Genomic DNA, 24,376 nt, shown 5'->3' with positions numbered 1-24,376 from the left:
CGCATGCCCCTCCCCGAATCCTTTTCCGTCATGGGCCGCGTCGCCGCCGGCCAGCCGGTGCTGCGCGTGCTGTTCCAACCGCTGAACCTGCCCGCGCTGCTGACCTGGCTGGCCGTGGCGCTGTCGCTGAATTTCGAGCAGAGCCGCGGCACCCCGGCGGTGTGGCTGGCCATGGCCGGCTTCGCCGCGGCGTTCCTGATCGGCGATTTCCTGCGCCCGGCGCAGCACACCGCGCGCGCTCTGCTGCTCGCGACTCAGGCCGTGAGCGCCCTGGTCGTGGCCGGACTGGCGCCGCGCGCGGGCACCGCGCCGGCGCTGCTGGTGATCCTGGCCGCGCAGCTGGCCATGGTCTATCCGGCGCGCTGGACCGTGGCCGCGGTGCTGGCCATCGACCTGGGCCTGTACCTGGTGCTGCGCGCCGGCGAACACCGGGCGGCGTTGATCGTGGTGCTGATCTTCGCCGGCTTCCAATCCTTCGCCGCGCTGGTCGCGCGTTATGCGCGCAGCGCCGAGGATGCGCGCGACCAGCTCGCTCGCGTCAACGCCGATCTGCTGGCCACGCGCGCCTTGCTGGCCGACAGCGCGCGCGACGCCGAGCGCCTGCGCGTGGCGCGCGAGCTGCACGACGTGGCCGGACACAAGCTCACCGCGATGACCCTGAACCTGCGCGCGCTGGCTGCCGATCCCGACTATGCCAAGCGGCCGGAAATCGCCATCGCCCAACGCCTGTCGTCCGAACTGTTGGGCGACATCCGCAACGTGGTGCAGGCCATGCGCGACTCGCGCGGCCTGGACCTGGCCACCGCCCTGCGCGCGCTGGCCGCGCCGCTGCCGCGGCCGCGGCTGGAGCTGTCCATTGCCGAGGACGTGCACCTCACCGATCCGGCCTTGGCCGAGACCCTCCTGCGCCTGGTGCAGGAGGCGCTGACCAACAGCGCGCGCCACGCCGACGCCGAGCGTGTGCAGGTGGCCGTGGTTCGCGACGGCCGCCTGCTGCGCGTGAGCGTGGAAGACGACGGCCGCCTGCGCGGACCGCTGCGCGAGGGCAACGGCCTGGCCGGCATGCGCGAGCGCGTGGCCGCCGCCGGCGGCCGCCTGGCGCTGAGCAGCACGGTGCACGGTGCGCTGCGCATCGAAGCGGAGCTGCCGGCATGAGCGCGCTGCGCATCGCCCTGGCCGACGATCAGGCCCTGGTCCGCGCCGGCCTGCGCGCGCTGCTGGAACGCCAGGGCGTGGAAATCGCGTTCGAGGCCGACGATGGCCAGGCCCTGCTGGACCGTTTGCAGGACACGCCGGTGGACGTGGTGCTCAGCGACATCCGCATGCCCGGCGTGGACGGCATCGCCGCGCTGGAGCGGCTACGCGAGCGCGGCGACCGCACCCCGGTGCTGCTGCTGACCACCTTCGACGACAGCGAGCTGCTGCTGCGCGCGACCGAGGCCGGCGCCCAGGGCTTCCTGCTCAAGGACGCCGCGCCGGAAGACCTGCACGAGGCGATCGTGCGCGTGGCCGGCGGCGACACCCTGTTGCAGCCGGTCAGCACCGAGCCGGTGCGCGCGCGCTACCGCTACCACGCCGACGACGCGCCGCGCGCGCTGTTCAGCGAACGCGAGGTCTCGGTGCTGCGGCTGATGGCCGGCGGCTACTCCAACAAGGAGATCGCCCGCGCCATGTTCCTGGCCGAAGGCACGGTCAAGAACTACGTGTCGGTGATCCTGGAGAAGCTGGACACCCGCGACCGCACGCGCGCGGTGCTGAAGGCGATCACGCTGCGGGTGATTTGAGCCGGGGCTTCGGGGTAGGAGCGGCGTGAGCCGCGACCGTGATGTCTCGGCCGGCGGCGCTGGCGCGGTGGATCGCATTGGCGCGGTCGCGGCTCGCGCCGCTCCTACAGGGAGCAAACGCGGCAGGTCCACGGCCGGCTGAAGGCGATCACGCTGCGGATGAGTGAGACGCGGGCTTTGGGGTAGGAGCGGCGTGAGCCGCGACCGTGATGTCTCGGCCGGCTGCAGTGGCGCGGTGGATCGCATTGGCGCGGTCGCGGCTTGCGCCGCTCCTACAGGGAGCAAATGCGGCAGGTCCACGGCCGGCTGAAGGCGATCACGCTGCGGATGAATTGAGACGCGGGCTTTGGGGTAGGAGCGGCGTGAGCCGCGACCGTGATGTCTCGGCTGCCGGGCTGGCGCGGTGGATCGCATTGGCGCGGTCGCGGCTTGCGCCGCTCCTACAAGGGGCGATCGAGGCGGCACCGATTGGGGGCAGGGCCGCAAAAACAAACGGGCCGCAGAGGCGGCCCGTTTGTGCTGCGGAGGCGGCTGGCGCCGCGCTCCGCGCAAGGTGTCGCAGCGATCAGGCCGCGGCGTCCTTGAGCTTCTTGAGCGGACGCACCTTGACCTTCACCGACGCCGGCTTGGCGGCGAACCACTGCTCTTCCTTGGTGAAGGGGTTGATGCCCTTACGCTTCGGCTTGGCCGGCACGTTGACGGCCGTGATCTTCAGCAGGCCCGGCAGGGTGAACGCGCCGGCGCCCTTCTTGTTGATCGAAGCGTGCACGGCGCCTTCCAGCGCGCCCAGGATCGCGCGCACGTCCTTGGCGACCACGCCGGTGGTTTCGGCCAGATGCGCGACCAGGCCCGACTTGCTCAGGGCTTCCTTGATCGGCTTCGGGGCGGCCGGCTTGGCAGCAGCCTTCGGAGCGGCCTTCTTCTTCGCAACAGCTTTCTTCTTCGTCGCCATATATGTCCCGGTGGTACTCGATTGAATGGATGGGTTGCCAGGAAACCCCCTCGGCAAGGCGGAATGTAGGGCAACATCGCGGCCACGCCAAGCGTCGGAAGGTCGAAAAAGCGCTTTTTTTCGCTTTCATACAGCAACCGGTGGCGGAAACCGGGCTTTTGGGGCCGCAGCGTGCGGCGGAACGGTGCGCCGGCGAACACGGTTCTACTGTCGAATCGCGTTCGCCGCCACGCTCGTTCGCCGCGCTCAGACCTGCTCGGCGGCGGCCGGATCGGCGCCGACCGAGCGCAGGTAGGCGGTCAGGCCGCGTTCGGCGCCGTCCTGGAAGCGCTCGCCGGTGGCGGCGTGATCGACGATGCGGTCGGGGCGGAAGTTGCGGAAATCCCCGCGCAGGCGGCACCAGGCGCCCAAGGTCCAGCTGCCGCCCCAGAACGACAGGCACAGCGGTTCGATCTCGCGCTGGCTGCTGCGCGATTCGCCGTCGCGGTAGGTCATGCGCAGCACCCGGCCTTCGGAAATCGCCTCGTGCAGGACGTCGATCAGGCCGCTGGCTTCGATCCGGTCGCCGAGCTTGGGCGCGAAGATCCGGGTGCGGCGGCTGCGCTCCTTGAGCTCCGGCGGCAGCACCGCCTCGATCTTGAGCAGGGCCGCGGTGGCGCCTGCGCCCAGGCGCTCGCCGCCGAAGGCGCGGACGAAGCGCGTGCCGACCACCAGGGCTTCGAGTTCGTCGGGACTGAACATCAGCGGCGGGATGTCCGAGCCCTTGCGCAGCACGTAGCCCACGCCGGCCTCGCCTTCGATGGGCACGCCGGAGCGCTGCAGATCGGCCACGTCGCGGTAGACCGTGCGCAGCGAGACCTCCAGCGTCTGCGCGAGCTGCTGGGCGGTGATCGCTTGACGGCGTCCGCGCAGGGCATGGATCAGCAGGAACAGTCGGTCGGCGCGGCGCATGCCGCATGATCCCGCGCCCGGGGGTGGGTCTCAAGCGGGGCGGGGTTCTGGCGATGGCGGGTGGTCGGCATGGTGGCCTTGCTTGAGTGGAGGTGCGGCGGGGCGGCCCTCACCCCGACCCCTCTCCCGCAAGCGGGAGAGGACTTTAAAGCAGCGGCTTCGGATGCGTCCCCTCTCCCGTTTACGGGAGAGGGTCAGGGTGAGGGGGTGAGCGCGTAGCGCGAATGCTCTTGATGTCGCGCCGTAGCTGCGGATTCGCAGTCGCAGCTCACGCAGCTCCTACCCCGAAGCATGCGAGTCACACCGCGTAGGCCAGCTCCGCCTCCGCGTCATTGTCGCGGCCAGCATCGGTGGTGGCGCCTACGCGTCCCGCATCGCCCAACTCCGACCGCACCGTCGGCCCCAGCCGCAGCATCGTCGGCGCGGCCGTGAGATCGCCCAACATCGCCTCCACCAGGGTGTCGCGCCAACGCGGATCTTCGTTCAGCGCGCGCGTGGCCCGGGCCCAATGGTCCTCGTCGGCATAGCGCGCGAACCACACGAACACCCGCTCGCCCTCGCGCACCGGCAGGCGCGGGAAGGTGTTGGGGCTGGGGTCGGTAAGGTAGGTGGCCACCAGCTCCGCGCCCGAGGCGCGCAGCAGCGGCGCGAACGCGGTGTCGAACAGGTCGGTGAAGCCTTCCTCCGCCGGCGAGTTCAGCGAGCAGATGCCGGCCACGTACAGCGAACGCTGGTTGCGCGCCCCGTCCACCGCCGCGCGCGCCGCCGGCGCCGCGCGGAAGCCGGAGCCCGCGCGCGCCGGGCGCAGCAGCAGCACGTTGTCGCTGTCGATCATGGTCGCGTTGGCCGCGTCGCGGTGGCGCTGCCAGACCGGGCCGGTGTAGAACGCGTCCAGCGAGGCCGCGCGCGCGGCCATGCTCGGGAAGCCGCGCAGCCAGACGTAGCGGTCGTCGTCGTCCAGATCGCGGAACTGGCCGATCACGTGCATGCCGACCATTTCCTGCGGCTCGACGAACTCGCGGTCGAACAAGCGCTCCAGTTCCTCGCGACGACCGGGCTGCAGGGTGTACTGGCGCAGCTCGATCACCGCGTCGTCGTGGACCAGGCGATCGTGCTCGTCCATGCGCCGCATCCACATGTGCCAATTGGTCTCCCAGGTCTTGCCGCCGTCGGCGGAAAACGCCTGGTGCCAGTGCGCGGTGTTGGCGCTGATGCGGTCCCAGGTGAAACGCGCCAGCACCGGCCGGCCCTCGTGCTCGGCGGCGCCGACGAAAGTGCCCACGCCGTCCTTGAACGCGCCCACCACCGGCGGCTCCAGCACGCCGTCGTGGTTGCCGGCCCAGTACAGGCTCCATTGCCGGGTTTCGGGATTGAACAGGCGCAGAGTCATGCCCAGGAACTTCTCGCCCTGGCCCGGACGGCCCCAGTCGGTGACGAAGTCGTCCAGGTTGCCCAGGCCGCCCAGGATCGGTTCGCAGCTCTGGGTGGCGGCGAAGGTTTCCCAGTCGTCGGAACCGACCAGGCGCTGGCGCAGGCGTTCGTTGCGCAGCAGCCAGCGGCCGTGGAAGAAATCGAAGTCGTGACGGCCATCGTTGGCGCGGTTGTCGTTCATGACGTCTCTCGCTGCGCCCGGGCGGGCGCGGGGGTGGGGATGCGTGCGGCTCGCTGCGGTGCGGCTTCAGGCCAGGCGGGTCATGTGCATGACCCAGTTGGTTTCCCAGGTCTTGCCCTCGTCGGGCGACAGCGCCTGTTCCCAGCGCAGGCTGGTGGGGGTGATCTGCGACCACACCGCGCGCGAGGGCAACAGGCGGCCTTCGTGCGCTTCGCGGCCTTCGAACACGCCGACGCCGTCGTGGAAGGCGCCGACCAGCGGCGGCTCCAGCACGCCGTCGCGATCGCTGGCCCAGTACACATGCCATTGCCGGGTCTGCGGCCGGTACAGGCGCAGGGCCATGCCGACGATGCCGCCGCCCCAGTCGGTGGTGTAGCGGTCGATGCTGCCCAGCCCGCCCAGCACCGGCTTGCATTCGTCGATGGCGTCGAACTCGATCCACTCGTCGCTGCCGGCCAGGCGCTGGCTCAGGCGCCGGTTCTTGACCTGCCAGCGGCCGTGGTAGAAGTCGAAATCGTGGCGTCCGTCGCGTGCGTTGGGCATGGGCGTAGATCCGTTAGTGGGCTCGTGGGCGTGCGCCGGCCAGCCGGGCAGCGCGGCGGCCAACGCCGTCGCCTGGGCCGCCAGCGACCACTGCAGGATTCGTCGTCGTTGCCGGTCCATGTCGCGCTCCGCCCGTGCCGTTCGCACCGGCACAGACTGCGCGGGCGCTGCTGACAGCGCCCTGTCAGTAGCCTGGATTGCGATTTCGCCTGGGTCGGGCTCACGCCCCCGGATCGGGCGCGGCCGGGAAGAACACCGCGATGCAGAAGCCGCGGCCGTCGATGCCGTCGCAGGGCTCGATGCGCGCGCCGTGGATCTGGGCGATGCGCGCCACCAGCGACAGGCCGATGCCGCTGCCGCTTTCGGCGCGGCCCGGCGCAGACTGGCCCGGCACGCGGAAGAAGCGGTCGAAGATGCGGCCGCGGTCGTCGGCGGCCACCCCGGGGCCGTTATCGGCCACGCGCAGCTCCACCCCGTGCACACCGTCGCGTTGCGCGGGCAGGCAGGACACCGACACCTGGCCGTCTTCGCCGGCGTAGCGCACCGCGTTGTCGATCAGGTTGCGCAGCAGGATGCCGAGCTGGTCGACGTCGCCCAGGATGGTGCTGGGCTGCGACAGCAGGCTCACGCGCTGGCGGCGGTCGCGGGCCAGGGTTTCGAAGTCGCGCACCACCAGCACCACCAGCTCCGACAGCAGCACCGGCCGCAGCGTGGGAATGTCGGCGCCCGCGTCCAGGCGCGCCAGATCCAGCAGCTGTTCCGACAGGCGCGCGCTGCGCTGCACGCCCGCGCTCAGGCGCTGCAGCGCCGCGTTCTTTTCCTCGATCGTATCCGCGCGCAGGGCCAGGTCGGCATGCGCGGTCAGCACCGCCAGCGGCGTGCGCAGCTCGTGCGCGGCGTCGGCGATGAAGCGGCGCTCGTGCTGCACGGCCGCGTCCACGCGCTCGAGCTGGGCATTGAAGGCATCCACCAGCGGCCGGAATTCGCTGGGCAGGCCCGGCGCCTGCAACGGGGTCAGGTCCAGCGGCTTGCGCTCCAGCATGGTCTTGCGCAGCGCGGTCAGCGGCCGCAGCGAGCGCCCGATCACCACCCACACGGCGATGCCGAACAGCACGAACAGCAGCGCCGCGGCCATCGCGCTCCAGGCCATCCAGCCGCGCATTTCGTCGATGATCTGGTACTTGGAACGGCCGACCTGGACCACGATGCCGCGCTTGGGATCGGTCAGGCTGTACACGCGCCAGCGCTCGCCGCCGATCTCGCGGGTGGCGAAGCCGTCGCGGAAGTCGGGCTTGAGCGCCTCGGCCGGCGCCGCCGCCGAATGCACCACGTTGCGCCCGCCCACCCAGACCTGGAAGCTCATTTTCCAGTCGCGCGTGCCCGGCTGCGGCGCGCGCGGCGCGGGCGCGGGCAGGCGCTCCAGGCCATCGGGCATGGAGCCCAGGATCTGGTCGGCGATCACGTGCAAGGACGCATCCCACAGCCCGGTGCGCTCGCTGCGCTGCTGCCACATCTGGCAGCTCATCCACACCAGCCAGGCCACCGACACGGCCTTGAGCAGCACCCAGGTCAGGCGCCAGCGCAGCGACCGCGTCCTCATGCCGTGGTCCCGCCGATGCGGTAGCCGTAGCCGTGCACGGTGGCGATCACGTGCTCGCCGAGCTTGCGCCGCAGCTGGTGGATGTACACGGCGATGGTGTTGCTCTCGATGGTGCCGGAACTGCCGTACACCGCTTCCTCCAACTGCTCGCGGGTGACCACGCGGCCCTGGCGCTCCATCAGCAGCATCAGGGTGCGGAACTCGTGCGCGCTCAGAGCCACCGCCTCGCCGTCGCGGGTGACCTCGCGTCGCGCCGGGTCCAGCACCAGGTTGGCGTAACTGAGCACCGGCGACACCCGGCCCTGGCTGCGGCGCATCACCGCGCGCAACCGCGCGTACAGCTCGTCGGGCTGGAACGGTTTGACGATGTAGTCGTCGGCGCCCGCGTCCAGGCCCACGATGCGGTCGCTGAGCTTGTCGCGCGCGGTCAGGATCAGCACCGGCGTGGCGTCATAACGGCCGCGCAGGGTCGACAGCACGCTCAGGCCTGAGCTGCCGGGCAGGCCCAGGTCCAGCAGCACCGCGGCGTAGTGGTGATCCACCAGCGCGGTCTTGGCACGCGCGGCATCGCCGACCCAGTCGACCTCGAAGCCGTTGCGGCGCAGTCCGTCGCGCACGGCTTCGGCGAGCATGGTGTCGTCTTCGACCAGCAGGATGTTCATTGCGGCAACCGGTGCGTGCGTGATGAGCGGGGCGTTCTGAGCTGAAGCGAGCAGGGCATGGAAACAGCATGCGCGCAGGCGATTAAGAAGTTCTTAAAGCGTTTAAAAACTTCTTAAAACCCGCCGCGCAGCATCGTGTTGCCGGCCCTCCCCCACGGGCCGGACCGAACGGAGAGCGCATGCACGCCCCGCCCCATCCCGCCTTGGTCCTGATCCTAACCCCGTCCCTGCTCGCCGGCTGCGCGTCTATCCCGCGCAGCCAGACCCCGATCGCCGTACTCGCCGAGCTGGATTGCGAGCGCCTGGCGCAGGAGCAGGTCCTGAACGAGCGCAGCCGCGACGCCGCGCGCAACGCACGCAAGTCGGCCTGGAAGGCGGTGCTGCCGATGGCCATGGGCGTGCGCTACGCCGCCGCCGGTTCGGCGCTGAACGAGGCCGAGCGGCGCCTGCAGCTGGTGCGCGAGCGCCGCAGCGCACTGGGCTGCGCGCCGTCCGATGCCGGCGCGGTCGACCTGGGGGCCGAGGTATGAACGCGCCCGCCCTGCACAGCGCACCAGCCATCGCCCCGGTGCGTTCGCGCCAGGCCGCGACCATCGCCCGCGCGGTGCGCCGCGAGGACCTGCCCGCGCTGCTGCGCCTGTGCGACGAGCACGCCGGCCAGGCCGCATTCGAACGCCTGCCCTACGGCCCCGCGCGCGACACCCTGCTGGAGCTGGAGGAAGCGCTGTTCGAGCCGCCGCTGCGCGCCTGGGCCTGGATTGCCTACGCCGGCGAGGAGCCGGTGGGCTATGCCAGCGCCAGCGTCGGCCTGTCGCTGCTGGAACGCGCCTACCACCTCAGCCTGGACGGCCTGTACGTGCGCCCCGACTGGCGCGAGCGCGCGGTGGAAGCGCTGCTGTTCGAACAGGCGCTGGCCGCCGCGCGCCGCTTCGGCTGCGCCAACCTGCAATGGCATGCGCCGGCCTGGAGCGAGGCGGCGCGCGCGCTGGATCTGCCGCGGCGCGCGACCCGGATCGAATCGCTGCGCTACGTGCTGCCGCTGGCCGACGACGCGCATTGAACCATGGCCGCTCACGATCCCATCCCCGGCACCGCCGTGCGCGTGCCCTCCCCGGCGCGAGCGACGCGCCGCCCGCGCGCGAGACGCGCGCTGTTCCTACTGATGACGACTAGCCTGCTGATGACCGCCACCGCCCTGAGCGCCTGCCGCTCCCTCCCCTATCCCGACTCGCCGCAATACCGCGACGGCGGCTTCCGCAACCCGGTCGAACCTAAGACCGTGGGCTGGCGCGAAATGCCGGCCATGCTGTGGCGCTTCCTGTTCGACAAGCCCGCCGACACCGTGCCCAGCACCGCGCCGCCGGTGTCGGCGCTGACCCAGGCGCAGTTGCTGGCCGCACCGGAGGGCACCCTGGTGCGCTTCGGCCATTCCACCGTGCTGCTCAAGCTCGACGGCGCGTTCTGGCTGACCGATCCGGTGTTTTCCGAACGCGCCTCGCCGGTGCAGTGGGCCGGACCCAAGCGCTTCCACGCCCCGCCCATGCGCATCGAGGAACTGCCGCCGATCAAGGGCGTGATCCTCTCGCACGACCATTACGATCACCTGGACAAGGCCGCGGTGCTGGCGCTGGCGGACAAGACCGAGCATTTCCTCGCGCCGCTGGGCGTGGGCGACCTGCTGGTGGAATGGGGCGTGGACGCGGCGAAGGTCAAGCAGTTGGATTGGTGGCAGAGCGCCGAGATCGGCAACATGCACTTCGTCGCCACGCCCTCGCAGCACTTCTCCGGTCGCGCGATGTTCGCCGACAACCCCACGCTGTGGACCTCGTGGGTGATCCGCAGCCCGTCGCTGAATCTGTATTTCAGCGGCGACACCGGCTACTTCGACGGCTTCAAGGCGATCGGCGAGAAGTACGGCCCCTTCGATCTGACCCTGCTGGAATGCGGCGCCTACAACCCGCAATGGGCGGGCGTGCACATGCTGCCCGAGCAGACCCTGCAGGCGCACCTGGACCTGCGCGGCCGCCGCCTGCTGCCGATCCACAACGGCACCTTCGACCTGGCCATGCACGCCTGGACCGACCCGATGGAGCGCATCACCGCGCTGGCGCAAGCGGCCGACGTGGCCACGCTGACGCCGGTGATGGGCCAGACGGTGGACCTGCACGCGCCGCCGCCGACCGCAGCGTGGTGGCGCACGGCGTCGCGTTGATCTCCGTCGCGTCGATCCCCCTTTGTTTCTGTTCCCCTCTTTGAAAATGGGGGGGCTAGGGGATTTGCTTTTGCTCCCAATGCCCCTAAGAGCAAATCCCCCTCAATCCCCCTTTTCCAAAGGGGGAAGTCGATCGGGGGGCAGCGATGCTTCCTCAGACGCGAACAAATCCGTCTGCGCCCGATACCCGTCCTCATCCACGAACCCCGACAGCCCCACGCCGACCAAGCGGTACAAGGTGTCCGGCGCATGCTCCACCCGCGCGCGCAAGGCGCAGGCGATGTCGGCCAGCTCGCGCTCGCTGCCCGGCGGCATCGGCTGGGTCAAGCTGCGGGTGAGCACGCGGAAGTCGGCGGTCTTGAGCTTGAGCACCACGGTGCGCGCCAGCCGCCCCGGTTCGCGCTGATAGCCGGCCCAGGTCTTGGACGCCAGGCGGCGGATGTGCGGTTCGATCTCGTCCAGGCGCAGGTCGGTTTCGAAGGTGTCCTCGGCCGAGATCTGCAGGGTCGGCCGCTCCGGCTCCACCGCGCGCTCGTCGATGCCCAGCGACAACTCGTGCAGGCGCCGGCCCCAACGGCCGAAGCGCCGTTCCAGCGCCTGCTCGCCCAGCGCGCGCAGGTCGGCCACCACCTGCACGCCCAGCTCGGCCAGCTTGGCCTCCATCACCTTGCCCACACCGGGCAGGCGGCCCACCGGCAAAGGCGCCAGGAAGGCCTCGATCTGCTGCGGGCGGATCACGAACAAGCCGTCGGGCTTGCGCCAGTCCGAGGCGATCTTGGCCAGGAACTTGTTCGGCGCCACGCCGGCCGAGGCGGTGAGCTGGGTCTCCTCGCGGATCGCCGCGCGAATCGCCTCGGCCGTGGCGGTGGCGCTGGGCAGGCCGGTCTTGGTCGCGGTGACGTCCAGGTAGGCCTCGTCCAACGACAGCGGTTCGATCAGGTCCGTGTGGCGGGAGAAGATCTCGCGCACCTGGCGCGAGACCGCCTTGTAGCGCACGAAATCCGGCGGCACGAAGACCGCGTGCGGGCACAGGCGTTCGGCGCGCACCGCCGGCATCGCCGAGCGCACGCCGAACTTGCGCGCCTCGTAACTGGCCGCGCACACCACCGAACGCGCGCCGCGCCAGGCCACCACCACCGGCACGCCGCGCAGCGCGGGATCGTCGCGCTGCTCGACCGACGCGTAGAACGCGTCCATGTCGACATGCAGGACTTTGCGGTTGGGGACGGACACGGGCGGCGCCGCGGTGGGGTGGCCGCATGCTAGCGCGCGCAGCGGGTCGCGCCCTAGTCCCGGTGGTGCGACGAATCTCCATTGCCCCCTTTGGAAAAGGGGGCGGCGCTGGGCGAACTCGCGGAGCCTGTACTTCGCAGCTACGCGGGGGATTTGCTTCTTCTCGCACACGTGGCGGAAAGCAAATCCCCCCTGCCCCCCTTTTTCAAAGGGGGGAACTGCAACAGCAACCGCTCGATTCGGCGTCGGATCCATTGCCCCCTTTGAAAAAGGGGGCGGCGCTGGACGAACTCGCGAGGTCTGTACTTCGCAGCTACGCGGGGGATTTGCTTTTTCTCGCACGAGTGACGGAAAGCAAATCCCCCCTAGCCCCCTTTTTCAAAGGGGGGGAACTACACCAGCAACCCGCTCAGTTCGGCGTCGGATACGCCGTGTACACCACCCAACGGTCGTTGATCCGGCGCATCACGATCTGCACCGCATTCACCTGCACGTCGTTGGCGCGGGTGCACACGCCCTGGCCGTTGGCGGCCGTGCACTGATGGGCGAAGTACTGGCGATAGATCGTGCGCGCCGCCTCCGAGCCGTTGGGCGCGTTGTCGGCGCAGTACAGCGGCACCTGCTGGCGGGCGAGCTGGTCGTAGGCCTCTTCCCAGGCCTGGCGGTCCCAGAACAGCGTGCGTCCCTGCTGGGTCCAGCCCTGCGGCGGAGTCACGTTGGGTACGTGCGCGGCCAGATGGCCGCCGCTCTGGCCGTTCATTTCGGGGATGGCGCTCATCTGCACCGTGACCAGGTTGGTGCAGACCTCGGCGCGCGCCGGCAGGACCCACAGGGCCAGCCACGCGGCGGCGAATACGGCGATCGTGCGCATACGGGGTTCTCCGCTGACAGGGTTCAGTAGGTGGGTTCCAAGGCGCCGCCGGCGCTGATGCCGGCGCCATAGGTGCCGTCGCCAAGGGTGTAGATCTGCGCGTTGGGCAGCGCCGCGACCAGGGCCGCGTAGGCGGCGTTGACCGAGGCCTCCCAGGCCGAGGTCTGACCGATGATGAAGACGTTGTTGGCGTCGTAGTTCTGCGCGGTCAGGATCGCGATCACGTTGGGCACGTCGGCCGCGGTGAAGATGGTGTTGCCGTCGTAGATCGACAGGTGGATGCCGATGACCTGGGTGGCGGCGACATTGCGCGCGGCGATGCCGATGCAGGAGGTGAAGGCGGTGAACTGGATGGTCGGCTGGGTGTCGCCGTTGACGGCGGCGACGTTGGCCGCTGCGGCCCATTCGCGCTCGGCGATGGCCAGTGCATTGGCGCCGGCGTTGATCGTGTACGGCATGGTCTGCTCCTACGGTGGGCTGGAGTGGTCCTTGTAGGCTTCCGCCGCGCGCGGCGGCATGCGGAAGCCGCACGCAGCCGCCGGGGCTTCACGCGCGCGGCCTTCACGGCGCCGCGGTGGCGGCGTTCTAGTCGGTATGCACACGACCTTGGCGCCGCCGTCCCTTGCCGCCGCCGCACCGCCCAGCGCGGCGGCGCCGACCGCCCTGTTCCTGGGCCTGCCGCCGCCGGACACGGCGGCCTTCGACGCGCTGTGCGAGTTCTGCGAACAGCACCGCGTGGCGGTGCTGGCCGCGCTGCCCTGGGTGGCGGCGGAGATCGCCGGCCACGACGGCTTCGCCGCCATGCTGCGCTTCGTACGCGCCTTGGGCGGACGCCGGCTGTACGTGCCGCGCGACCGTCAGGGCTTCGAGCAACGCCTGGGCGTGGCGCTGGGGCCGGAGTCGCACGCGCGCCTGCTCGCGCACGCCAGCGCCGCGGGCACGGTCGAAGTGCCCTCGGCCTGGGGCGTGTTCATCGCCCTGCGCCGCATCGCCATGCGCTCGGCCATGCGCGGCGGCGCCCACCTGCGCCAGGTCGCGCAGGACTTCGGCGTGACCGAACGGCATCTGCGCTGCCGCTGAGCGCAGGCTAAGTCTGGCTTGCCCTCGCGCGCGATCTTCGCGTGGTCGGCGGCGTTGGGCGGCGCGATGATGCTGGGATCGCTCCCTGCCGGACCCGCGCATGACTTTACGTACGCTCAATCTGAGCCTTGCGGCGTTGATCGCCGCGAGCGCATGCGCACCGGCCGTTGCCGGCGATGACACGGTGACGCTGCGCGCGTCGGGCGAACCGACGCTGTTCGCACCGGACATCGCCTCCACCCAATACGCCGAGATCCGCCTCACCCTTAGCCCCGACGGCCGCAGCGCGGTCTGGTTCAGCCGCAACCGCCCCGGCGGCGCTGGCGGTTACGACTTGTGGATCTCGCGCCGCAGCGTCGACGGCTGGGGACCGGCCGCACCGCTGCCGTTCAACTCCGCGGGCCGCGACTTCGACCCCGCCTATTCCGCCGATGGCCGTTACCTGTATTTCTGCTCCGACCGCCCCGGTGGTCTCGGCGGCGACGACCTGTATCGCGTCGCGGTGCTGGCGCAGGGCTACGGCCCGGTCGAATCCCTGGGCGCGGCGGTGAACAGCACGAGCAACGAATTCGCGCCCATGCTCTCGCCCGACGGCCGCCTGCTGCTGTACTCCAGCGACCGTCCCGGCGGCGCGGGTGGGCATGACCTGTACACGGCGCGCTGGCGCGCCGGCCGCTTCGACAGCGCGCAGCGCCTGCCGGGCGCACTCAACACCGCCGCCCAGGAGTTCGATCCCACCTTCCTGGCCGACGGCCGCAGCATCGTGTTCGCACGCGCCGCCGACTTCGGCCAATCGCGCGTGGACCTGTTTGTGGCCGTGCCGCACAAGGGGCACTATGGCGCCGGCGTCCGCCTGCCCGCGCCGATCAACCACGAGCGCCAGGACAGCTACGGCGCCATGCTCGACTGGTCGCGGCCCTCGCGCCTGCTGTACTCGGCGCGGCGCTCGGATGCGCTGGGCATGGATTTGTATGCGGTGGACTACGTCCTGGAGCGCACGCCGCGCTAGGAACCGGCCGCCGCGATCATCGGAGGCTGCGCATGCTCGACACCCTGACCGTCGCCCTGCTCTGGTTCGCCGCGCTCGGCTGCGCCCTGATCGGCGGCCTCTACTTCGCCTTCAGCGCCTTCATCATGCGCGCCTTCGCCAGCATCGACCCCTCCGCAGGCATCGCCGCGATGAACGCGATCAACCGCGTGATCCTGCGTTCGCTGTTCATGCCCTTATTCTGGGCGACCACCCTGGCCGCGCTGGCCCTGGCCGGCCTGGCCCTGACCCGCGGCGGCCCCGGCGCCGGCGCCATGCTGGCCGGCGGCACGCTCTACTTGGTCGGCATGTTCGTCTGCACCGTGGTCTTCAACGTGCCGCTGAACAATGCGCTGCAGGCAGCGCAGGGCGCGGGCGAGGCGGCACTGCCGGTGTGGCAGCGCTATCTGCGGCAGTGGACGCGGTGGAACCATGTGCGCACGGTGGCCAGCCTGGGAGCGGCGGCACTGTTCGTCTGGGTATTGTCGATACATACCGCGTATTGACGGCAGACACGGGGCTTTGCGCATGCCCGCACGGGCCCCATCGGCGATAATGGCCGCTTCGCCACCGCCCGCCCCGCCCCCATGACCCAGGCCCCCAGCGCCAGTACCTCCATTTCCCTCACCCGCTACCTCATCGAGGAGCAGCGCGCCGGGCGCATCAGTCCCGATCTGCGCCTGCTGATCGAGGTGGTGGCGCGGGCCTGCAAGTCGATCTCGATCGCGGTGGGCAAGGGTGCGCTGGGCGGCGTGTTGGGCGATGCGGGTACCGGCAACATTCAGGGCGAGGCGCAGAAGAAGCTGGATGTGCTCAGCAACGAGATCCTGCTCGAAGCCAACGCCTGGGGCGGCCATCTGGCCGGGCTGGCGTCGGAGGAGATGGACACCTCGCATCCGATTCCGGACGTGTACCCGCGCGGCAACTACCTGCTGCTGTTCGATCCGCTGGACGGCTCGTCCAACATCGACGTCAACATTTCCGTGGGCACGATCTTCTCGGTGCTGCGCGCGCCCGACGGGGTGACCCAGGCCGAGGACAAGGACTTCCTGCAGCCGGGCACCGAGCAGGTCTGCGCCGGCTATACCACTTACGGCCCCAGCACCATGCTGGTGCTGACCATCGGCAACGGCACCCACGCCTTCACCCTGGACCGCGAGGTCGGCAGTTTCGTGCTGACCACGCGCGGCATGACGATTCCGGAAGAGACCAAGGAATTCGCGGTCAACATGTCCAACCAGCGCTACTGGGAGCCGCCGATGCAGGCCTACGTGGCCGATCTGCTGGCCGGCAAAGAAGGCCCGCGCGGCAAGGACTTCAACATGCGCTGGGTGGCGTCGATGGTGGCCGACGTGCACCGCATCCTGACCCGCGGCGGCATCTTCAGCTATCCGCTGGACGCCAAGTGCGCCGACAAGGGCGGCAAGCTGCGGCTGATGTACGAGGCCAACCCGATGAGCCTGCTGGTCGAACAGGCCGGCGGCGCGGCCAGCACCGGCCGCCAGCGCATGCTGGAAGTGCAGCCCACCGGCCTGCACCAGCGCGTGCCGGTGTTCCTGGGCAGCAAGCGCGAGGTCGAGACGGCCGTGCGTTACCACACCGAGCACGACGCCCGCGGCTGAACTGGCCGCTGGCCGCCGCGTACCGCGTATTCATCCAGGTGAGTCGCCGGCAGGCGGCTCCGCCACGGCCGGCAGTTCGTCCCAACACCGCGATCGTCGTCATCGCGGTGTCCGCTTTCGGTCACCCGCGACGTAGTTAATTCTGCCCATCGGCACGGACGCGCTATGCGTCCAGGGCGGGGAGCGGACATGGCCAACGGTGGACCGCGCGAGCCGCAGGCTCCTGGCGCGGGCAAGTGCGACCCGGCAGGCACGGACGCGGCCATGCACGACGCCCCGTCCAGGCCCTATGGGTCGCGAGAACTGATCTATGTTGCCCGCGGCGGCCACGGGCGCGAATTGCCGTTGGCCCGCTTGCAACCCCTGGGTTGGAACCTGCGCCGCGTCAGCGATGCGCGCGGCGCCCTGCGCCTGCTGCAGCGCGATGCGCGCCAGCCGCACGCCGCCCTGCTGGACCTGCGCGAGGGCTTCGATCATCACGATCTGGCCGAATTCGGCGGCGCGCTGTCGGCGGCCAACGCCGGCTGGGTGGCGGGCGTGGATGCATCGCAGCTCGATCAGGAGCCGGTGCGCCAGCTGATCCGCGACTATTGCTACGACTACGTGACCCTGCCCTGCCCCGAGGCGGTGCTGGACACGGTGGTCGGCCACGCCCACGGCATGGCGCGGCTGGCCTGCGAGCGCGGCGAGGACGAGGGCGGGGCCGACTTCGACGGCATGATCGGCCAGAGCGCGGCGATGCGCGCGCTGTTCCGCACCCTGCGCAAGGCCGCGCTGACCGACGCGCCGGTGTTCATCGCCGGCGAAACCGGCACCGGCAAGGAACTGGCGGCGATGGCGGTGCACCGGCATTCGCGGCGCAGCGCGCATCCGTTCGTGGCGATCAACTGCGGCGCGATTCCGCACAGCCTGGTGCAGTCGGAACTGTTCGGCTACGAACGCGGCGCATTCACCGGCGCGCTGCAGCGCAAGCTGGGACGGATCGAAACCGCCAACGGCGGCACTCTGTTCCTGGACGAGATCGGCGACCTGCCGCTGGAAAGCCAGGCGTCCTTGCTGCGCTTCCTGCAGCAGGGCTGCATCGAACGCCTGGGCGGGCACGAGCAGGTCCGCATCGACGTGCGCATCATCTCGGCCACCCATCACGACCTGGACAGCGCCATCGCCGACGGCCGCTTCCGCGCCGATCTCTACCACCGCCTGTGCGTGCTGCGGCTGCAACAGCCGCCGCTGCGCGAGCGCGGCGGCGACATCGACCGGTTGGCCGAACACGCGCTGCGGCGCTATTCGCAGGAAGGCCAGCGCACGCTCAAGGGCTTCTCGCCTTGCGCGCGCCAGGCCATGCATGGGCACCCCTGGCCCGGCAACGTGCGCGAGCTCATCAACCGGGTGCGGCAGGCGGTGGTCATGGCCGAGGGCCGTTTGATCACCGCCGGCGATCTGCATATCGACCATGCCGATAGCACGCCGCCGCCGACGTTGGATGAAGTGCGCGATGCGGCGACCAGGGACGCGATCGTGCGCGCCTTGCAGCGCAATCGCGGGCGCCTGGTGGATGCGGCACGGGAGTTGGCGGTGTCGCGGGTGACCTTGTACCGGCTGATGCTGCGGCACGATCTGCGCGTGGGGGAGATGGAGGATGGGTTTAGTGCGGCTTGATCCGGGTTCGGGGGGCGGCTGCCCTCACCCCAACCCCTCTCCCGCAAGCGGGAGAGGGGCTAAAGCAAAGCGGCGTCGGATGCATCCCCTCTCCCGCCTGCGGGAGAGGGCTAGGGTGAGGGGATGAGCGCAGCGAATGCTCTTGATCCTCGCTCGGGCCCCGAACTCGCAGACCCAATAGAAGACCCGGAGGGCGGCGCACAGGACGTGCGCCGTTTTTCGCTGGCACAGGGATGTGCCATCGAAAAATCCCCGCGCACGCACCGCTCTCGCACGGGAGCTCTGGCCAAGCGTTTTTCTTTGGTTACTTTCTTTTGACGCTTATCAAAAGAAAGTTACCCGGCCGCTTGCGGACGGAAGCTGTTGCTGTTGCGTCAAAGCAGCACACCCAAACACCTGCGCGAGTTCGGAGCGGATCGCGGCTCACGCCGCTTCTACCCCAAGGCTTCAGTGCAGCCCCCCGCCGACCGAGGGCTTAGTCGCAACTGTGGATTCGCGGTCGCAGCTTGCGCAGCTCCTACAGGGGAGTCGCGGCATTCGTCGTGCTTGCGGATTCGCGGTCGCGGCTCACGCCGCTCCTACCCCGAAGCGGGGGGTTAGAAGGACTTGGACGCGCGCAGGGCGAAGACGAAGTTGGGGGCGTCGGGGGTCAGGCCGGCGGCGAGTTGACCGTTCATGGTCCAGCCCGAGGGCAGCACGTAGCTGCCGCCGATGTTGAGCGTGGTGCTGTTGCTGGAACTGCCGGGCACGCGTTGCTTCTTCTCGCCGGGCGCGGTGGTATGCGTGGCGCCCGACACCGCCGCCGCCACGCTGAAACTCACCGCCGAGCGGTCGTTGAGCGCGATCGCGATGCCGCCGCTGAGCTGCACCGTGTTGCCCAGCGCGACCTTGGCCGGCGAGATCTGATCCAGTACCGGCGAAATGTCGTCGAAGCTGCGCGGCTGATTGTAGGTGTAGCCCAGGTTGCCGAACAGGATCACCGGATCGTAGGTGCGTAGCGCCGACACGTTGAAGGTCGCGCTCCAGATGCCCGACCCCGTGGGCAGGTTCTCCGGCACGTTGAGGTTGTTGTTCTCCGCGTCGGGCTGGATCAGCTTCAGGCCGAACGGGTGGCGCCCCGTGGGCGCACGCACGCGCACGCTGGTGACGATGTCGGGCCAGCGCTGCGATTCCTTGACCCACTGGTAGTAGGCCGCGACCGAGGCGTCGCCCATGCCGCTGGATCGCGTCTGCACTTCGCTCACGATGCTGGACGCGCCGCCCGCACCGCCGCTGACGAAACGGGTGTCGCGGTAGACATAGGGCAGGCTGGCCTCGACGCTGAAGCGGTCGGTCAGGCCGTAGCGGCCGGTGATGTCCAGGGTGCCGACGGTGGCCTTGGTCTGGTCCAGGTTGATGCTGCCCAGGAAGATCGCGTCCAGCGCCAGGAAGCCCGACAGCGCCAGCTGGCGGCGGTCGTAGTAGCTGTAGCTGAAACCCGCGTCGAGGGTGAACTTGCGCTCGAACAGGGGCGCGTGCTCGCGCACCACCAGCGCCTTCTCCTGTTCGCGGCGCTGCGCCTCTTCCTTGCGCCCGCTCTCGCCGATCTGCACGGTGGCGTCGCCCTGGCGCTGCCGGCGTTCCTCTTCCTCGCGCGCGTCCTGGCTGGCGCGCTGGTCGGTGGCCTGCTGGTTGGCGTCGCGCGCCAGGCGCTGGGCGTCGTCCTGGTCGTCGGCGCCGTGCGGCGCGCTCAGGCCGCGGCCGCGTTCGGCCAGCTCCAGCTCCTGCACCTGGCCGCGCAGGCGTTCGATCTCGGCCTGCTGCGCGGCGACCTGCTCGCTGAGCTTGCGCAGTTGTTCCAGCACCGCTTCGTCGGTACCGGCGGCGTGCGCCTTGCCGCTCAGGACCAGGGCGATGGCGAGGCAGAGCGGAGTGGCGACCAGGCGCATGTGGATCTATCCCCGAAGCGGAACGACGCAGTGTTGTGATCAACGCGGCAACGCGCGCAGCCCGGCCAGCACTTGCTGGATGCCGAGTTGCTGTTGCATCTGTTGCGTCATCGATTCGGTCATCAGTTGCAGATGCATGCGATTGGCGCCGACCAGGTCGTTGCCGGCGATCTGTGCCACCTGCAGGATGCGGCCGTCGGCGCCGTTGCTGCCGGCGTTGAAACGCTGGCTGAGCAGGGCGCCCGGCGCGTTGATGTCCATGCGCGCGCCGCCGTCGAGGAAGGTGACCTGCGCCGTGACCGGGCCCGCGCTGGCCTGCGCCGCGCTGCGGCCATTGAAGGCGCCATTGCCCAGGTCCGAAACGAAGCTGATCGAGGTGAGGTTGGACAGGCGGTTGCCGTCGCCGGCGACCTGGCTGATCTGGCCGATGCCGTTCACGCGCAGGCTGTCGCCGCCGCTGGCGCTGGTGTTGTCCGGCGGCACGTAGCCGCCGCTGCCGGCGCTGGCGTCGGCGCGCGTGTCCACGCGCACGTCGAAGCCGTTGCCCACGCGCCGGATCGACAGCGCGCCGCTGGCGCTGGCGCTGCTCTGATCGGGCAGGGTCATGGTCGAGACCAGATCGATGCGCAAACCGACCAGCATGTTGGCGCCGTAGAACTTTCCGCTGAGCGTGGCCAAGGTGCTGTCGTCGACGATTTCCGCCTTGAGAGGGGGCAGGGCGGCCGCGGGTTGCGCCGCGGCCGCCGCTGCCACGAGGGCCGAGAACAGGGCACGGGGGAGTGGTTGTCGGTTCATCGGGCACCTCGATGCGGCGCGGGCCGTTCCTGGCCCGCGGTGTTCAGAACAGGTCGGTGATCACCAGGCCGAACTCGACCACCCGCGGCGGCGTGGTGGCACGGTCCAGCGCCTCCACGCGGCGCTGCAACGCGGGCGAGCTGCGGTTGCTGACCAGATAGGAATCGGTGCGCATCGGCCGGTCGGCGACCACCGCCAGGATGATGCCGTTCCAGCCTTTGACGAAATCGCGCTCCAGCATCACCCGATGCCCGAGCGCAGGGTCGGCGACGAAGACGCGCCCGTTGGCTGCGCCTTTCACCACCACGAAATGCTTGTAACCGCGCAGATCCAGCAACGCGATCACCGGCATCTGCAGCCGGTACAACGCATCGGCGTCGACGCGGAATCCGTGGCCGCGCATGCCGATGCTTTCCACGTAGCGCTTCATGTCGAGCATGGAGAAGCCGTTCTTCACCACCTCGCGCGGGTCCACGCCGACCATCATCTTCTTGATCAGCTCCGGCTCGCTCACGTCCAGGCCGTAGCCGTAATGCAGCAGGCTGGCCAACGCGGAGGAGCCGCAGCTGAAGTCGTAGCGCTGCCGCATCAGGTCCTGGTAGCGCAGGTCGCGCATCGAGCGCAGGGTCTTGCGTCCGGGTGTGGTGCCCGGTCCGGTCAGGCGGGTCAGGTCCACCGAGCTCTGCGCCTGCTGCGCGCGTACTTCGCACACCGCCGCGCCCAGCCATAAGCAGGCGATGGCGATGGCGGTCGGCAAAGTGCGCAGGCAAGTCATGGCGGTTCCGCTGATTCGCTGGGGTGGACGGAAGGCGCCGCGATGGCCGGACCAGGATGGCCACCGCGGCGCGGCGGCTCAGTCGCTGCAACCGCCGGAGCACGGCGGCGGCGGCGGGGCGCACAGCTGGCACGCGGCCGTCGCGATCGACAGGCCGTTGTGCTGCAGGTTGCCTACGCCCGACGCCACGTTCACGCCGATGTTGCCCTGCGCGTTGGACAGCGCATTGCCGCTCAAGGTGGCGTACAGATCCAGGCTGATACGGCGGCCTTCGCTGTCCAGCGTGTTGTAGTACGCGTACTGATCGGCGTCGGCGCTGGCCTTGGCGATGGTGCCGGAGCTGTTGACCGAAGCGGCCATGGCATTGCTCTGCGCGTTGCCGACACCGGCGGCCACGTTGACGCCGATGTTGCCCTTGGCGTCGGACAAGGCGTTGCCGTCCAGGCTGGCCTCGTAGTAGGTGTGGTCGGTGTTGGTGGTGGCGTAGTTGCCCAGCGACTGTTGATGGCTGAACACCATCGCCGAGGCGAACACCTTCTCGCCGTCCACCGAGGACAGCGCGGTGTCGTTGGCCTGGGCGTTGCCCACGCCGGCGGCGACGTTCACGCCGATGTTGCCTTGCGCGTTGGACAGCGCGTCGTCGCCCAGGCTGGCGTCGTGGTCGCCGTCGCCCAGCGATTGGTTGGCCAGGGTGGTCTGGTCCTGATCGACCACGGCCGAGGATTCGCTGCTGACGCGAATCTTGCCCTTGACCCGGACCTTGCCGGACACGTCGATGTCGTTGCTGATGTAAGTGTTGCTGTAGATCGCGGCATCGTCGCCCTGCGCGAGCGCGGGCAGTGCGACGGCGGCCGACAGGGCGATCGCCAGCAAAGTGGTGTGCAGTTTCATGTGCTTGCTCCCCGGGAGGGTCCAGCGCCGCCAGGCGGCGGCGCTGGCCTGGTTGGCGGTGTTCAGTCGCAGGTGCCGCAGGACGCGGTCGCGATCGACAGGCCGTTGTGCTGCAGGTTGCCCACGCCGGCGGCGACGTTGGCGCCGATGTTGCCCTGCGCGTTGGACAGCGCGTTGCCGCCCAGGGTGGCGAAGGTGTCCAGGTCGCAGTCGGCGGCCAGGGTGTTCAACCAGGCGTCCTGCTCGCTGTCGGCGGTGGCCTTGGCGATGGTGCCGGAGCTGTTGACCGAGGCAGCCATGGCATTGGTCTGGCCATTGCCCACGCCGGCGGCCACGTTCACGCCGATGTTGCCCTTGGCGTCGGCGAGCGCGTCGCCGTCGAGGTTGGCCGAGTAGTAGGTGTCCTGCTGGCTGGACGTGGCGAAGTTGTTGTACGAGGCCTGGTTGCTGAACACCATCGCCGAGGCGAACACCTTCTCGCCGTCCACCGAGGACAGCGCGGTGTCGTTGGCCTGGGCGTTGCCCACACCGGCGGCGACGTTGGCGCCGATGTTGCCCTGCGCGGCGTTGAGCGCGTTGTCGGTCAGGTCGGCATCGTGATCGCCGTCGCCCAGCGACCAGTTGTCTTCGGTGACCTGATCCTGGTCGACGACGGCGGCCGATTCGCTGGCCACGCGGATCTTGCCCTTGACCTTGACGCTGCCGGACACGTCGATGTCGTTGCTGATGTAGGTATTGCTGTAGATGTCGGCATCGTCGCCCTGGGCGAAGGCGGAGGTGGCGAACAGGGTGCCGAGGGCGATCGCGATCAGGCTGTACTGGACTTTCATGACTCTCTCTCCTGGTGGTGTGTGTACCGCTGTGGTTTGCCGCTTGCCTTGCGCTTGCTAAGGAGTGCCCCCCGGCAACCGGAGCACGATCGCGTTCGTCGTCGCATTGCCGACGCCCGCCGTTTGGTTGACCTGGACCACGCCTTGTCCGCCGCGCAGCGCGTCGTCCGCGATCAGCGCCTGGCGCAACCGCGGCGCGGCCGCAGGTCCGTCGAGGGGTTGGGTGCCGGCGACCGACGCGAGCGCGTCGTCGTCCAGCGCCGCTTTGCCGCCGTCGAACACGGCCAGCGGCAGCGCGCCACCGTTGCCGAGCACGAACACGTTGGCCTGGGTGTTGCCGCTGCCGGCGGCCTGGTTCAGCGACAGCAGGCCGTTGCTGGCGGAGAAGGCCTGGCCTTCGATGCGCGCCACCGCATCGCGCTGGCGCTCGCCGGCGCCGGCGCTCTGGCGGCTGCGCGCATCGGCCAGGCCCGGGCCTTGCGCCGACAGCGCGATGACCGCGAGGTTGACCTGGGCGTTGCCGCGGCCGGCGGCCTGGTTGACCGCGGTGCGGCCGACCGCGCCCTGAGCGGCGCGGTCGGCCGCACGCGCCTGGTCCAGCGACGGCGGCGGCGGCGGCACCGACTCCGCCTCCTGCGCGTGCGCCGGCACGGCGGCCGCGATCGTGAGCAGCAGCGCCGCGGCGCGCAGGCGGATGTTCACTTGCCGCCTCCGTTGGCCGCCGGCGCGACGGCTTGCATCACGCTGTGGGTGATCAGATCGCCCAGGCCGGCGGTGGCGGCGCCGATCGCGCCGCCGACCGACGCGCCGGGGCCCATCGGCGGCGCACCGGCGCTGCCGCCGGGGCCGAGCAGGACGTTGTTGCCCAGCGCGGGTCCGGTCAGCGCCTGGGTCGCGGCGTGGACCGCCATGCCGGCGGAACCGCGCTGACCGAGATCGCCGTCGCCGAGCAACTGATCCAGCGTGCCGTTGAGGGTGCCGTGGAAGATCTGCGCGGGGAACGTGGTCGCGCGCACCATCACCGGGTTGTCTTCGGTGGGAATACCGCGATAGGCGATGCGCGGCTGCACGGTGCGCGCGACGATCAGGTTGGGGTCTTCGTCCGCGCCGGGCTCCGACGCCTGTTGCGCGCGCGCGCTGCCGGCCAGCAGCGCCGCAGCGGTGAGCGCGGTGGCCAGCGCCGCGCGCAGCAAGCGCGCAGGCAAGGATCGGACGGCGGCGTGGGCAGGGGCAGGCATGGCGAGGAGCTCCGTCGGGGGACGGTCCGGCCGGGCGTGGTGCGCGGCGGACGTAGGGGACGAAGCGAAGTCCGTGCCAACTTTCTAAGTGCTTGTCTGCGGATGAGTTTT

Annotated in this window: 26 protein-coding genes; 10 read left to right on the top strand and 16 right to left on the bottom strand. The window is 70.0% G+C overall.

Annotated elements, in window-relative coordinates:
* Nucleotides 1–3 precede the first annotated feature (3 nt).
* Together DX914_RS16605 and DX914_RS16600 are read left to right on the top strand one after the other, a co-directional pair.
* Nucleotides 4–1,155: a sensor histidine kinase gene (locus tag DX914_RS16605; RefSeq protein ID WP_115860796.1), complete on the top strand. Its 1,152-nt coding sequence runs from the start codon at nucleotides 4–6 to the stop codon at nucleotides 1,153–1,155.
* On the top strand, nucleotides 1,152–1,784 hold the full coding sequence (locus DX914_RS16600; RefSeq protein WP_115860794.1) for a response regulator transcription factor: 633 nt from the start codon (nucleotides 1,152–1,154) through the stop codon (nucleotides 1,782–1,784). Before DX914_RS16605 ends, DX914_RS16600 begins: the two co-directional genes overlap by 4 nt.
* 565 nt (nucleotides 1,785–2,349) lie before the next feature.
* Here the strand turns inward: DX914_RS16600 and DX914_RS16595 are convergent.
* The 6 genes from DX914_RS16595 to DX914_RS16565 form a co-directional block, all read right to left on the bottom strand.
* Nucleotides 2,350–2,736 (bottom strand): HU family DNA-binding protein, encoded by a 387-nt coding sequence (locus DX914_RS16595; protein WP_115860792.1) that lies wholly within the window; start codon nucleotides 2,734–2,736, stop codon nucleotides 2,350–2,352.
* Between the two features lie 246 nt (nucleotides 2,737–2,982).
* Nucleotides 2,983–3,687: a helix-turn-helix transcriptional regulator gene (locus DX914_RS16590; protein WP_115860790.1), complete on the bottom strand. Its 705-nt coding sequence runs from the start codon at nucleotides 3,685–3,687 to the stop codon at nucleotides 2,983–2,985.
* A 298-nt stretch (nucleotides 3,688–3,985) separates the two neighbouring features.
* Nucleotides 3,986–5,299, bottom strand: coding sequence for an NIPSNAP family protein (locus DX914_RS20425; RefSeq protein ID WP_196778946.1), 1,314 nt, complete (start codon nucleotides 5,297–5,299; stop codon nucleotides 3,986–3,988).
* A 66-nt stretch (nucleotides 5,300–5,365) separates the two neighbouring features.
* On the bottom strand, nucleotides 5,366–5,962 hold the full coding sequence (locus DX914_RS16575; protein ID WP_196778945.1) for a hypothetical protein: 597 nt from the start codon (nucleotides 5,960–5,962) through the stop codon (nucleotides 5,366–5,368).
* Between the two features lie 100 nt (nucleotides 5,963–6,062).
* Nucleotides 6,063–7,442 carry an ATP-binding protein gene (locus DX914_RS16570; RefSeq protein ID WP_115860786.1) on the bottom strand — a complete coding sequence of 460 codons (1,380 nt, stop codon included), beginning with the start codon at nucleotides 7,440–7,442 and terminating at the stop codon, nucleotides 6,063–6,065.
* The gene (locus DX914_RS16565; RefSeq protein ID WP_115860784.1) at nucleotides 7,439–8,104 is read right to left on the bottom strand and encodes a response regulator transcription factor; all 666 of its coding nucleotides are present in this window, start codon (nucleotides 8,102–8,104) and stop codon (nucleotides 7,439–7,441) included. The genes DX914_RS16570 and DX914_RS16565 overlap by 4 nt, the downstream gene beginning before the upstream one ends.
* Nucleotides 8,105–8,283: 179 nt before the next feature.
* Here DX914_RS16565 and DX914_RS16560 point away from each other — a divergent pair, with 179 nt between their 5' ends.
* From DX914_RS16560 to DX914_RS16550, 3 genes are all read left to right on the top strand, one after another.
* Nucleotides 8,284–8,634, top strand: a complete 351-nt coding sequence (locus DX914_RS16560) for a hypothetical protein (protein ID WP_147300712.1) — start codon at nucleotides 8,284–8,286, stop codon at nucleotides 8,632–8,634.
* Nucleotides 8,631–9,164, top strand: a complete 534-nt coding sequence (locus DX914_RS16555) for a GNAT family N-acetyltransferase (RefSeq protein ID WP_115860780.1) — start codon at nucleotides 8,631–8,633, stop codon at nucleotides 9,162–9,164. Before DX914_RS16560 ends, DX914_RS16555 begins: the two co-directional genes overlap by 4 nt.
* Nucleotides 9,165–9,266: 102 nt before the next feature.
* Nucleotides 9,267–10,316, top strand: a complete 1,050-nt coding sequence (locus tag DX914_RS16550; RefSeq protein WP_231118308.1) for an MBL fold metallo-hydrolase — start codon at nucleotides 9,267–9,269, stop codon at nucleotides 10,314–10,316.
* Between the two features lie 102 nt (nucleotides 10,317–10,418).
* Here DX914_RS16550 and dinB read toward each other — a convergent pair whose 3' ends face one another.
* From dinB to DX914_RS16535, 3 genes are all read right to left on the bottom strand, one after another.
* A complete protein-coding gene (gene dinB, locus DX914_RS16545) occupies nucleotides 10,419–11,549 on the bottom strand; it encodes a DNA polymerase IV (RefSeq protein ID WP_115860778.1) in 1,131 nt (376 codons plus the stop codon).
* Between the two features lie 409 nt (nucleotides 11,550–11,958).
* Nucleotides 11,959–12,420 (bottom strand): hypothetical protein, encoded by a 462-nt coding sequence (locus DX914_RS16540; RefSeq protein WP_115860776.1) that lies wholly within the window; start codon nucleotides 12,418–12,420, stop codon nucleotides 11,959–11,961.
* A gap of 23 nt (nucleotides 12,421–12,443) precedes the next feature.
* Nucleotides 12,444–12,878, bottom strand: a complete 435-nt coding sequence (locus DX914_RS16535) for a hypothetical protein (RefSeq protein ID WP_115860774.1) — start codon at nucleotides 12,876–12,878, stop codon at nucleotides 12,444–12,446.
* A 136-nt stretch (nucleotides 12,879–13,014) separates the two neighbouring features.
* Here DX914_RS16535 and DX914_RS16530 point away from each other — a divergent pair, with 136 nt between their 5' ends.
* From DX914_RS16530 to DX914_RS16510, 5 genes are all read left to right on the top strand, one after another.
* On the top strand, nucleotides 13,015–13,500 hold the full coding sequence (locus tag DX914_RS16530) for a hypothetical protein (RefSeq protein ID WP_115860772.1): 486 nt from the start codon (nucleotides 13,015–13,017) through the stop codon (nucleotides 13,498–13,500).
* A gap of 100 nt (nucleotides 13,501–13,600) precedes the next feature.
* Complete coding sequence (locus tag DX914_RS16525; RefSeq protein WP_115860770.1) at nucleotides 13,601–14,509, top strand: TolB family protein; 909 nt, start codon at nucleotides 13,601–13,603, stop codon at nucleotides 14,507–14,509.
* Between the two features lie 32 nt (nucleotides 14,510–14,541).
* Nucleotides 14,542–15,033, top strand: a complete 492-nt coding sequence (locus DX914_RS16520) for an anthrone oxygenase family protein (RefSeq protein WP_115860768.1) — start codon at nucleotides 14,542–14,544, stop codon at nucleotides 15,031–15,033.
* 81 nt (nucleotides 15,034–15,114) lie between these two features.
* Nucleotides 15,115–16,149 (top strand): class 1 fructose-bisphosphatase, encoded by a 1,035-nt coding sequence (locus tag DX914_RS16515; protein WP_115860766.1) that lies wholly within the window; start codon nucleotides 15,115–15,117, stop codon nucleotides 16,147–16,149.
* A 264-nt stretch (nucleotides 16,150–16,413) separates the two neighbouring features.
* Entirely contained in the window at nucleotides 16,414–17,808 is a 1,395-nt protein-coding gene (locus DX914_RS16510) for a sigma-54 dependent transcriptional regulator (protein WP_115861249.1), read from the top strand.
* A 596-nt stretch (nucleotides 17,809–18,404) separates the two neighbouring features.
* Here the strand turns inward: DX914_RS16510 and DX914_RS16505 are convergent.
* From DX914_RS16505 to DX914_RS16475, 7 genes are all read right to left on the bottom strand, one after another.
* Nucleotides 18,405–19,736: a transporter gene (locus tag DX914_RS16505; protein WP_115860764.1), complete on the bottom strand. Its 1,332-nt coding sequence runs from the start codon at nucleotides 19,734–19,736 to the stop codon at nucleotides 18,405–18,407.
* A 39-nt stretch (nucleotides 19,737–19,775) separates the two neighbouring features.
* The gene (locus DX914_RS16500; RefSeq protein WP_147300711.1) at nucleotides 19,776–20,531 is read right to left on the bottom strand and encodes a hypothetical protein; all 756 of its coding nucleotides are present in this window, start codon (nucleotides 20,529–20,531) and stop codon (nucleotides 19,776–19,778) included.
* Nucleotides 20,532–20,574: 43 nt separating this feature from the next.
* Nucleotides 20,575–21,306 (bottom strand): C39 family peptidase, encoded by a 732-nt coding sequence (locus tag DX914_RS16495; protein WP_115860760.1) that lies wholly within the window; start codon nucleotides 21,304–21,306, stop codon nucleotides 20,575–20,577.
* A 78-nt stretch (nucleotides 21,307–21,384) separates the two neighbouring features.
* Nucleotides 21,385–22,197, bottom strand: coding sequence for a hypothetical protein (locus DX914_RS16490; RefSeq protein ID WP_115860758.1), 813 nt, complete (start codon nucleotides 22,195–22,197; stop codon nucleotides 21,385–21,387).
* A 62-nt stretch (nucleotides 22,198–22,259) separates the two neighbouring features.
* Nucleotides 22,260–23,027: a hypothetical protein gene (locus DX914_RS16485; protein WP_115860756.1), complete on the bottom strand. Its 768-nt coding sequence runs from the start codon at nucleotides 23,025–23,027 to the stop codon at nucleotides 22,260–22,262.
* Nucleotides 23,028–23,084: 57 nt separating this feature from the next.
* Nucleotides 23,085–23,729, bottom strand: coding sequence for a hypothetical protein (locus tag DX914_RS16480; protein WP_115860754.1), 645 nt, complete (start codon nucleotides 23,727–23,729; stop codon nucleotides 23,085–23,087).
* The gene (locus DX914_RS16475) at nucleotides 23,726–24,265 is read right to left on the bottom strand and encodes a hypothetical protein (protein WP_196778944.1); all 540 of its coding nucleotides are present in this window, start codon (nucleotides 24,263–24,265) and stop codon (nucleotides 23,726–23,728) included. The genes DX914_RS16480 and DX914_RS16475 overlap by 4 nt, the downstream gene beginning before the upstream one ends.
* Nucleotides 24,266–24,376 lie beyond the last annotated feature (111 nt).

This window comes from Lysobacter silvisoli (assembly GCF_003382365.1).
GTDB classification, from domain to species: Bacteria; Pseudomonadota; Gammaproteobacteria; order Xanthomonadales; family Xanthomonadaceae; genus Lysobacter; species Lysobacter silvisoli.
The sequence above is the reverse complement of the archived record's forward strand: the minus strand, read 5'-3'. Positions and strand labels throughout refer to the sequence as shown.

Excerpts from the sequence above, each read along its gene's own strand:
- DX914_RS16605 (WP_115860796.1), top strand. The coding sequence starts at position 4 with ATGCCCCTCCCCGAATCCTTTTCCGTCATGGGCCGCGTCGCCGCCGGC.
- DX914_RS16600 (WP_115860794.1), top strand. The coding sequence starts at position 1,152 with ATGAGCGCGCTGCGCATCGCCCTGGCCGACGATCAGGCCCTGGTCCGC.
- DX914_RS16595 (WP_115860792.1), bottom strand. The coding sequence starts at position 2,736 with ATGGCGACGAAGAAGAAAGCTGTTGCGAAGAAGAAGGCCGCTCCGAAG.
- DX914_RS16590 (WP_115860790.1), bottom strand. The coding sequence starts at position 3,687 with ATGCGCCGCGCCGACCGACTGTTCCTGCTGATCCATGCCCTGCGCGGA.
- DX914_RS20425 (WP_196778946.1), bottom strand. The coding sequence starts at position 5,299 with ATGAACGACAACCGCGCCAACGATGGCCGTCACGACTTCGATTTCTTC.
- DX914_RS16575 (WP_196778945.1), bottom strand. The coding sequence starts at position 5,962 with ATGGACCGGCAACGACGACGAATCCTGCAGTGGTCGCTGGCGGCCCAG.
- DX914_RS16570 (WP_115860786.1), bottom strand. The coding sequence starts at position 7,442 with ATGAGGACGCGGTCGCTGCGCTGGCGCCTGACCTGGGTGCTGCTCAAG.
- DX914_RS16565 (WP_115860784.1), bottom strand. The coding sequence starts at position 8,104 with ATGAACATCCTGCTGGTCGAAGACGACACCATGCTCGCCGAAGCCGTG.
- DX914_RS16560 (WP_147300712.1), top strand. The coding sequence starts at position 8,284 with ATGCACGCCCCGCCCCATCCCGCCTTGGTCCTGATCCTAACCCCGTCC.
- DX914_RS16555 (WP_115860780.1), top strand. The coding sequence starts at position 8,631 with ATGAACGCGCCCGCCCTGCACAGCGCACCAGCCATCGCCCCGGTGCGT.
- DX914_RS16550 (WP_231118308.1), top strand. The coding sequence starts at position 9,267 with ATGACGACTAGCCTGCTGATGACCGCCACCGCCCTGAGCGCCTGCCGC.
- DX914_RS16540 (WP_115860776.1), bottom strand. The coding sequence starts at position 12,420 with ATGCGCACGATCGCCGTATTCGCCGCCGCGTGGCTGGCCCTGTGGGTC.
- DX914_RS16535 (WP_115860774.1), bottom strand. The coding sequence starts at position 12,878 with ATGCCGTACACGATCAACGCCGGCGCCAATGCACTGGCCATCGCCGAG.
- DX914_RS16530 (WP_115860772.1), top strand. The coding sequence starts at position 13,015 with ATGCACACGACCTTGGCGCCGCCGTCCCTTGCCGCCGCCGCACCGCCC.
- DX914_RS16525 (WP_115860770.1), top strand. The coding sequence starts at position 13,601 with ATGACTTTACGTACGCTCAATCTGAGCCTTGCGGCGTTGATCGCCGCG.
- DX914_RS16520 (WP_115860768.1), top strand. The coding sequence starts at position 14,542 with ATGCTCGACACCCTGACCGTCGCCCTGCTCTGGTTCGCCGCGCTCGGC.
- DX914_RS16515 (WP_115860766.1), top strand. The coding sequence starts at position 15,115 with ATGACCCAGGCCCCCAGCGCCAGTACCTCCATTTCCCTCACCCGCTAC.
- DX914_RS16510 (WP_115861249.1), top strand. The coding sequence starts at position 16,414 with ATGCACGACGCCCCGTCCAGGCCCTATGGGTCGCGAGAACTGATCTAT.
- DX914_RS16505 (WP_115860764.1), bottom strand. The coding sequence starts at position 19,736 with ATGCGCCTGGTCGCCACTCCGCTCTGCCTCGCCATCGCCCTGGTCCTG.
- DX914_RS16500 (WP_147300711.1), bottom strand. The coding sequence starts at position 20,531 with ATGAACCGACAACCACTCCCCCGTGCCCTGTTCTCGGCCCTCGTGGCA.
- DX914_RS16495 (WP_115860760.1), bottom strand. The coding sequence starts at position 21,306 with ATGACTTGCCTGCGCACTTTGCCGACCGCCATCGCCATCGCCTGCTTA.
- DX914_RS16490 (WP_115860758.1), bottom strand. The coding sequence starts at position 22,197 with ATGAAACTGCACACCACTTTGCTGGCGATCGCCCTGTCGGCCGCCGTC.
- DX914_RS16485 (WP_115860756.1), bottom strand. The coding sequence starts at position 23,027 with ATGAAAGTCCAGTACAGCCTGATCGCGATCGCCCTCGGCACCCTGTTC.
- DX914_RS16475 (WP_196778944.1), bottom strand. The coding sequence starts at position 24,265 with ATGCCTGCCCCTGCCCACGCCGCCGTCCGATCCTTGCCTGCGCGCTTG.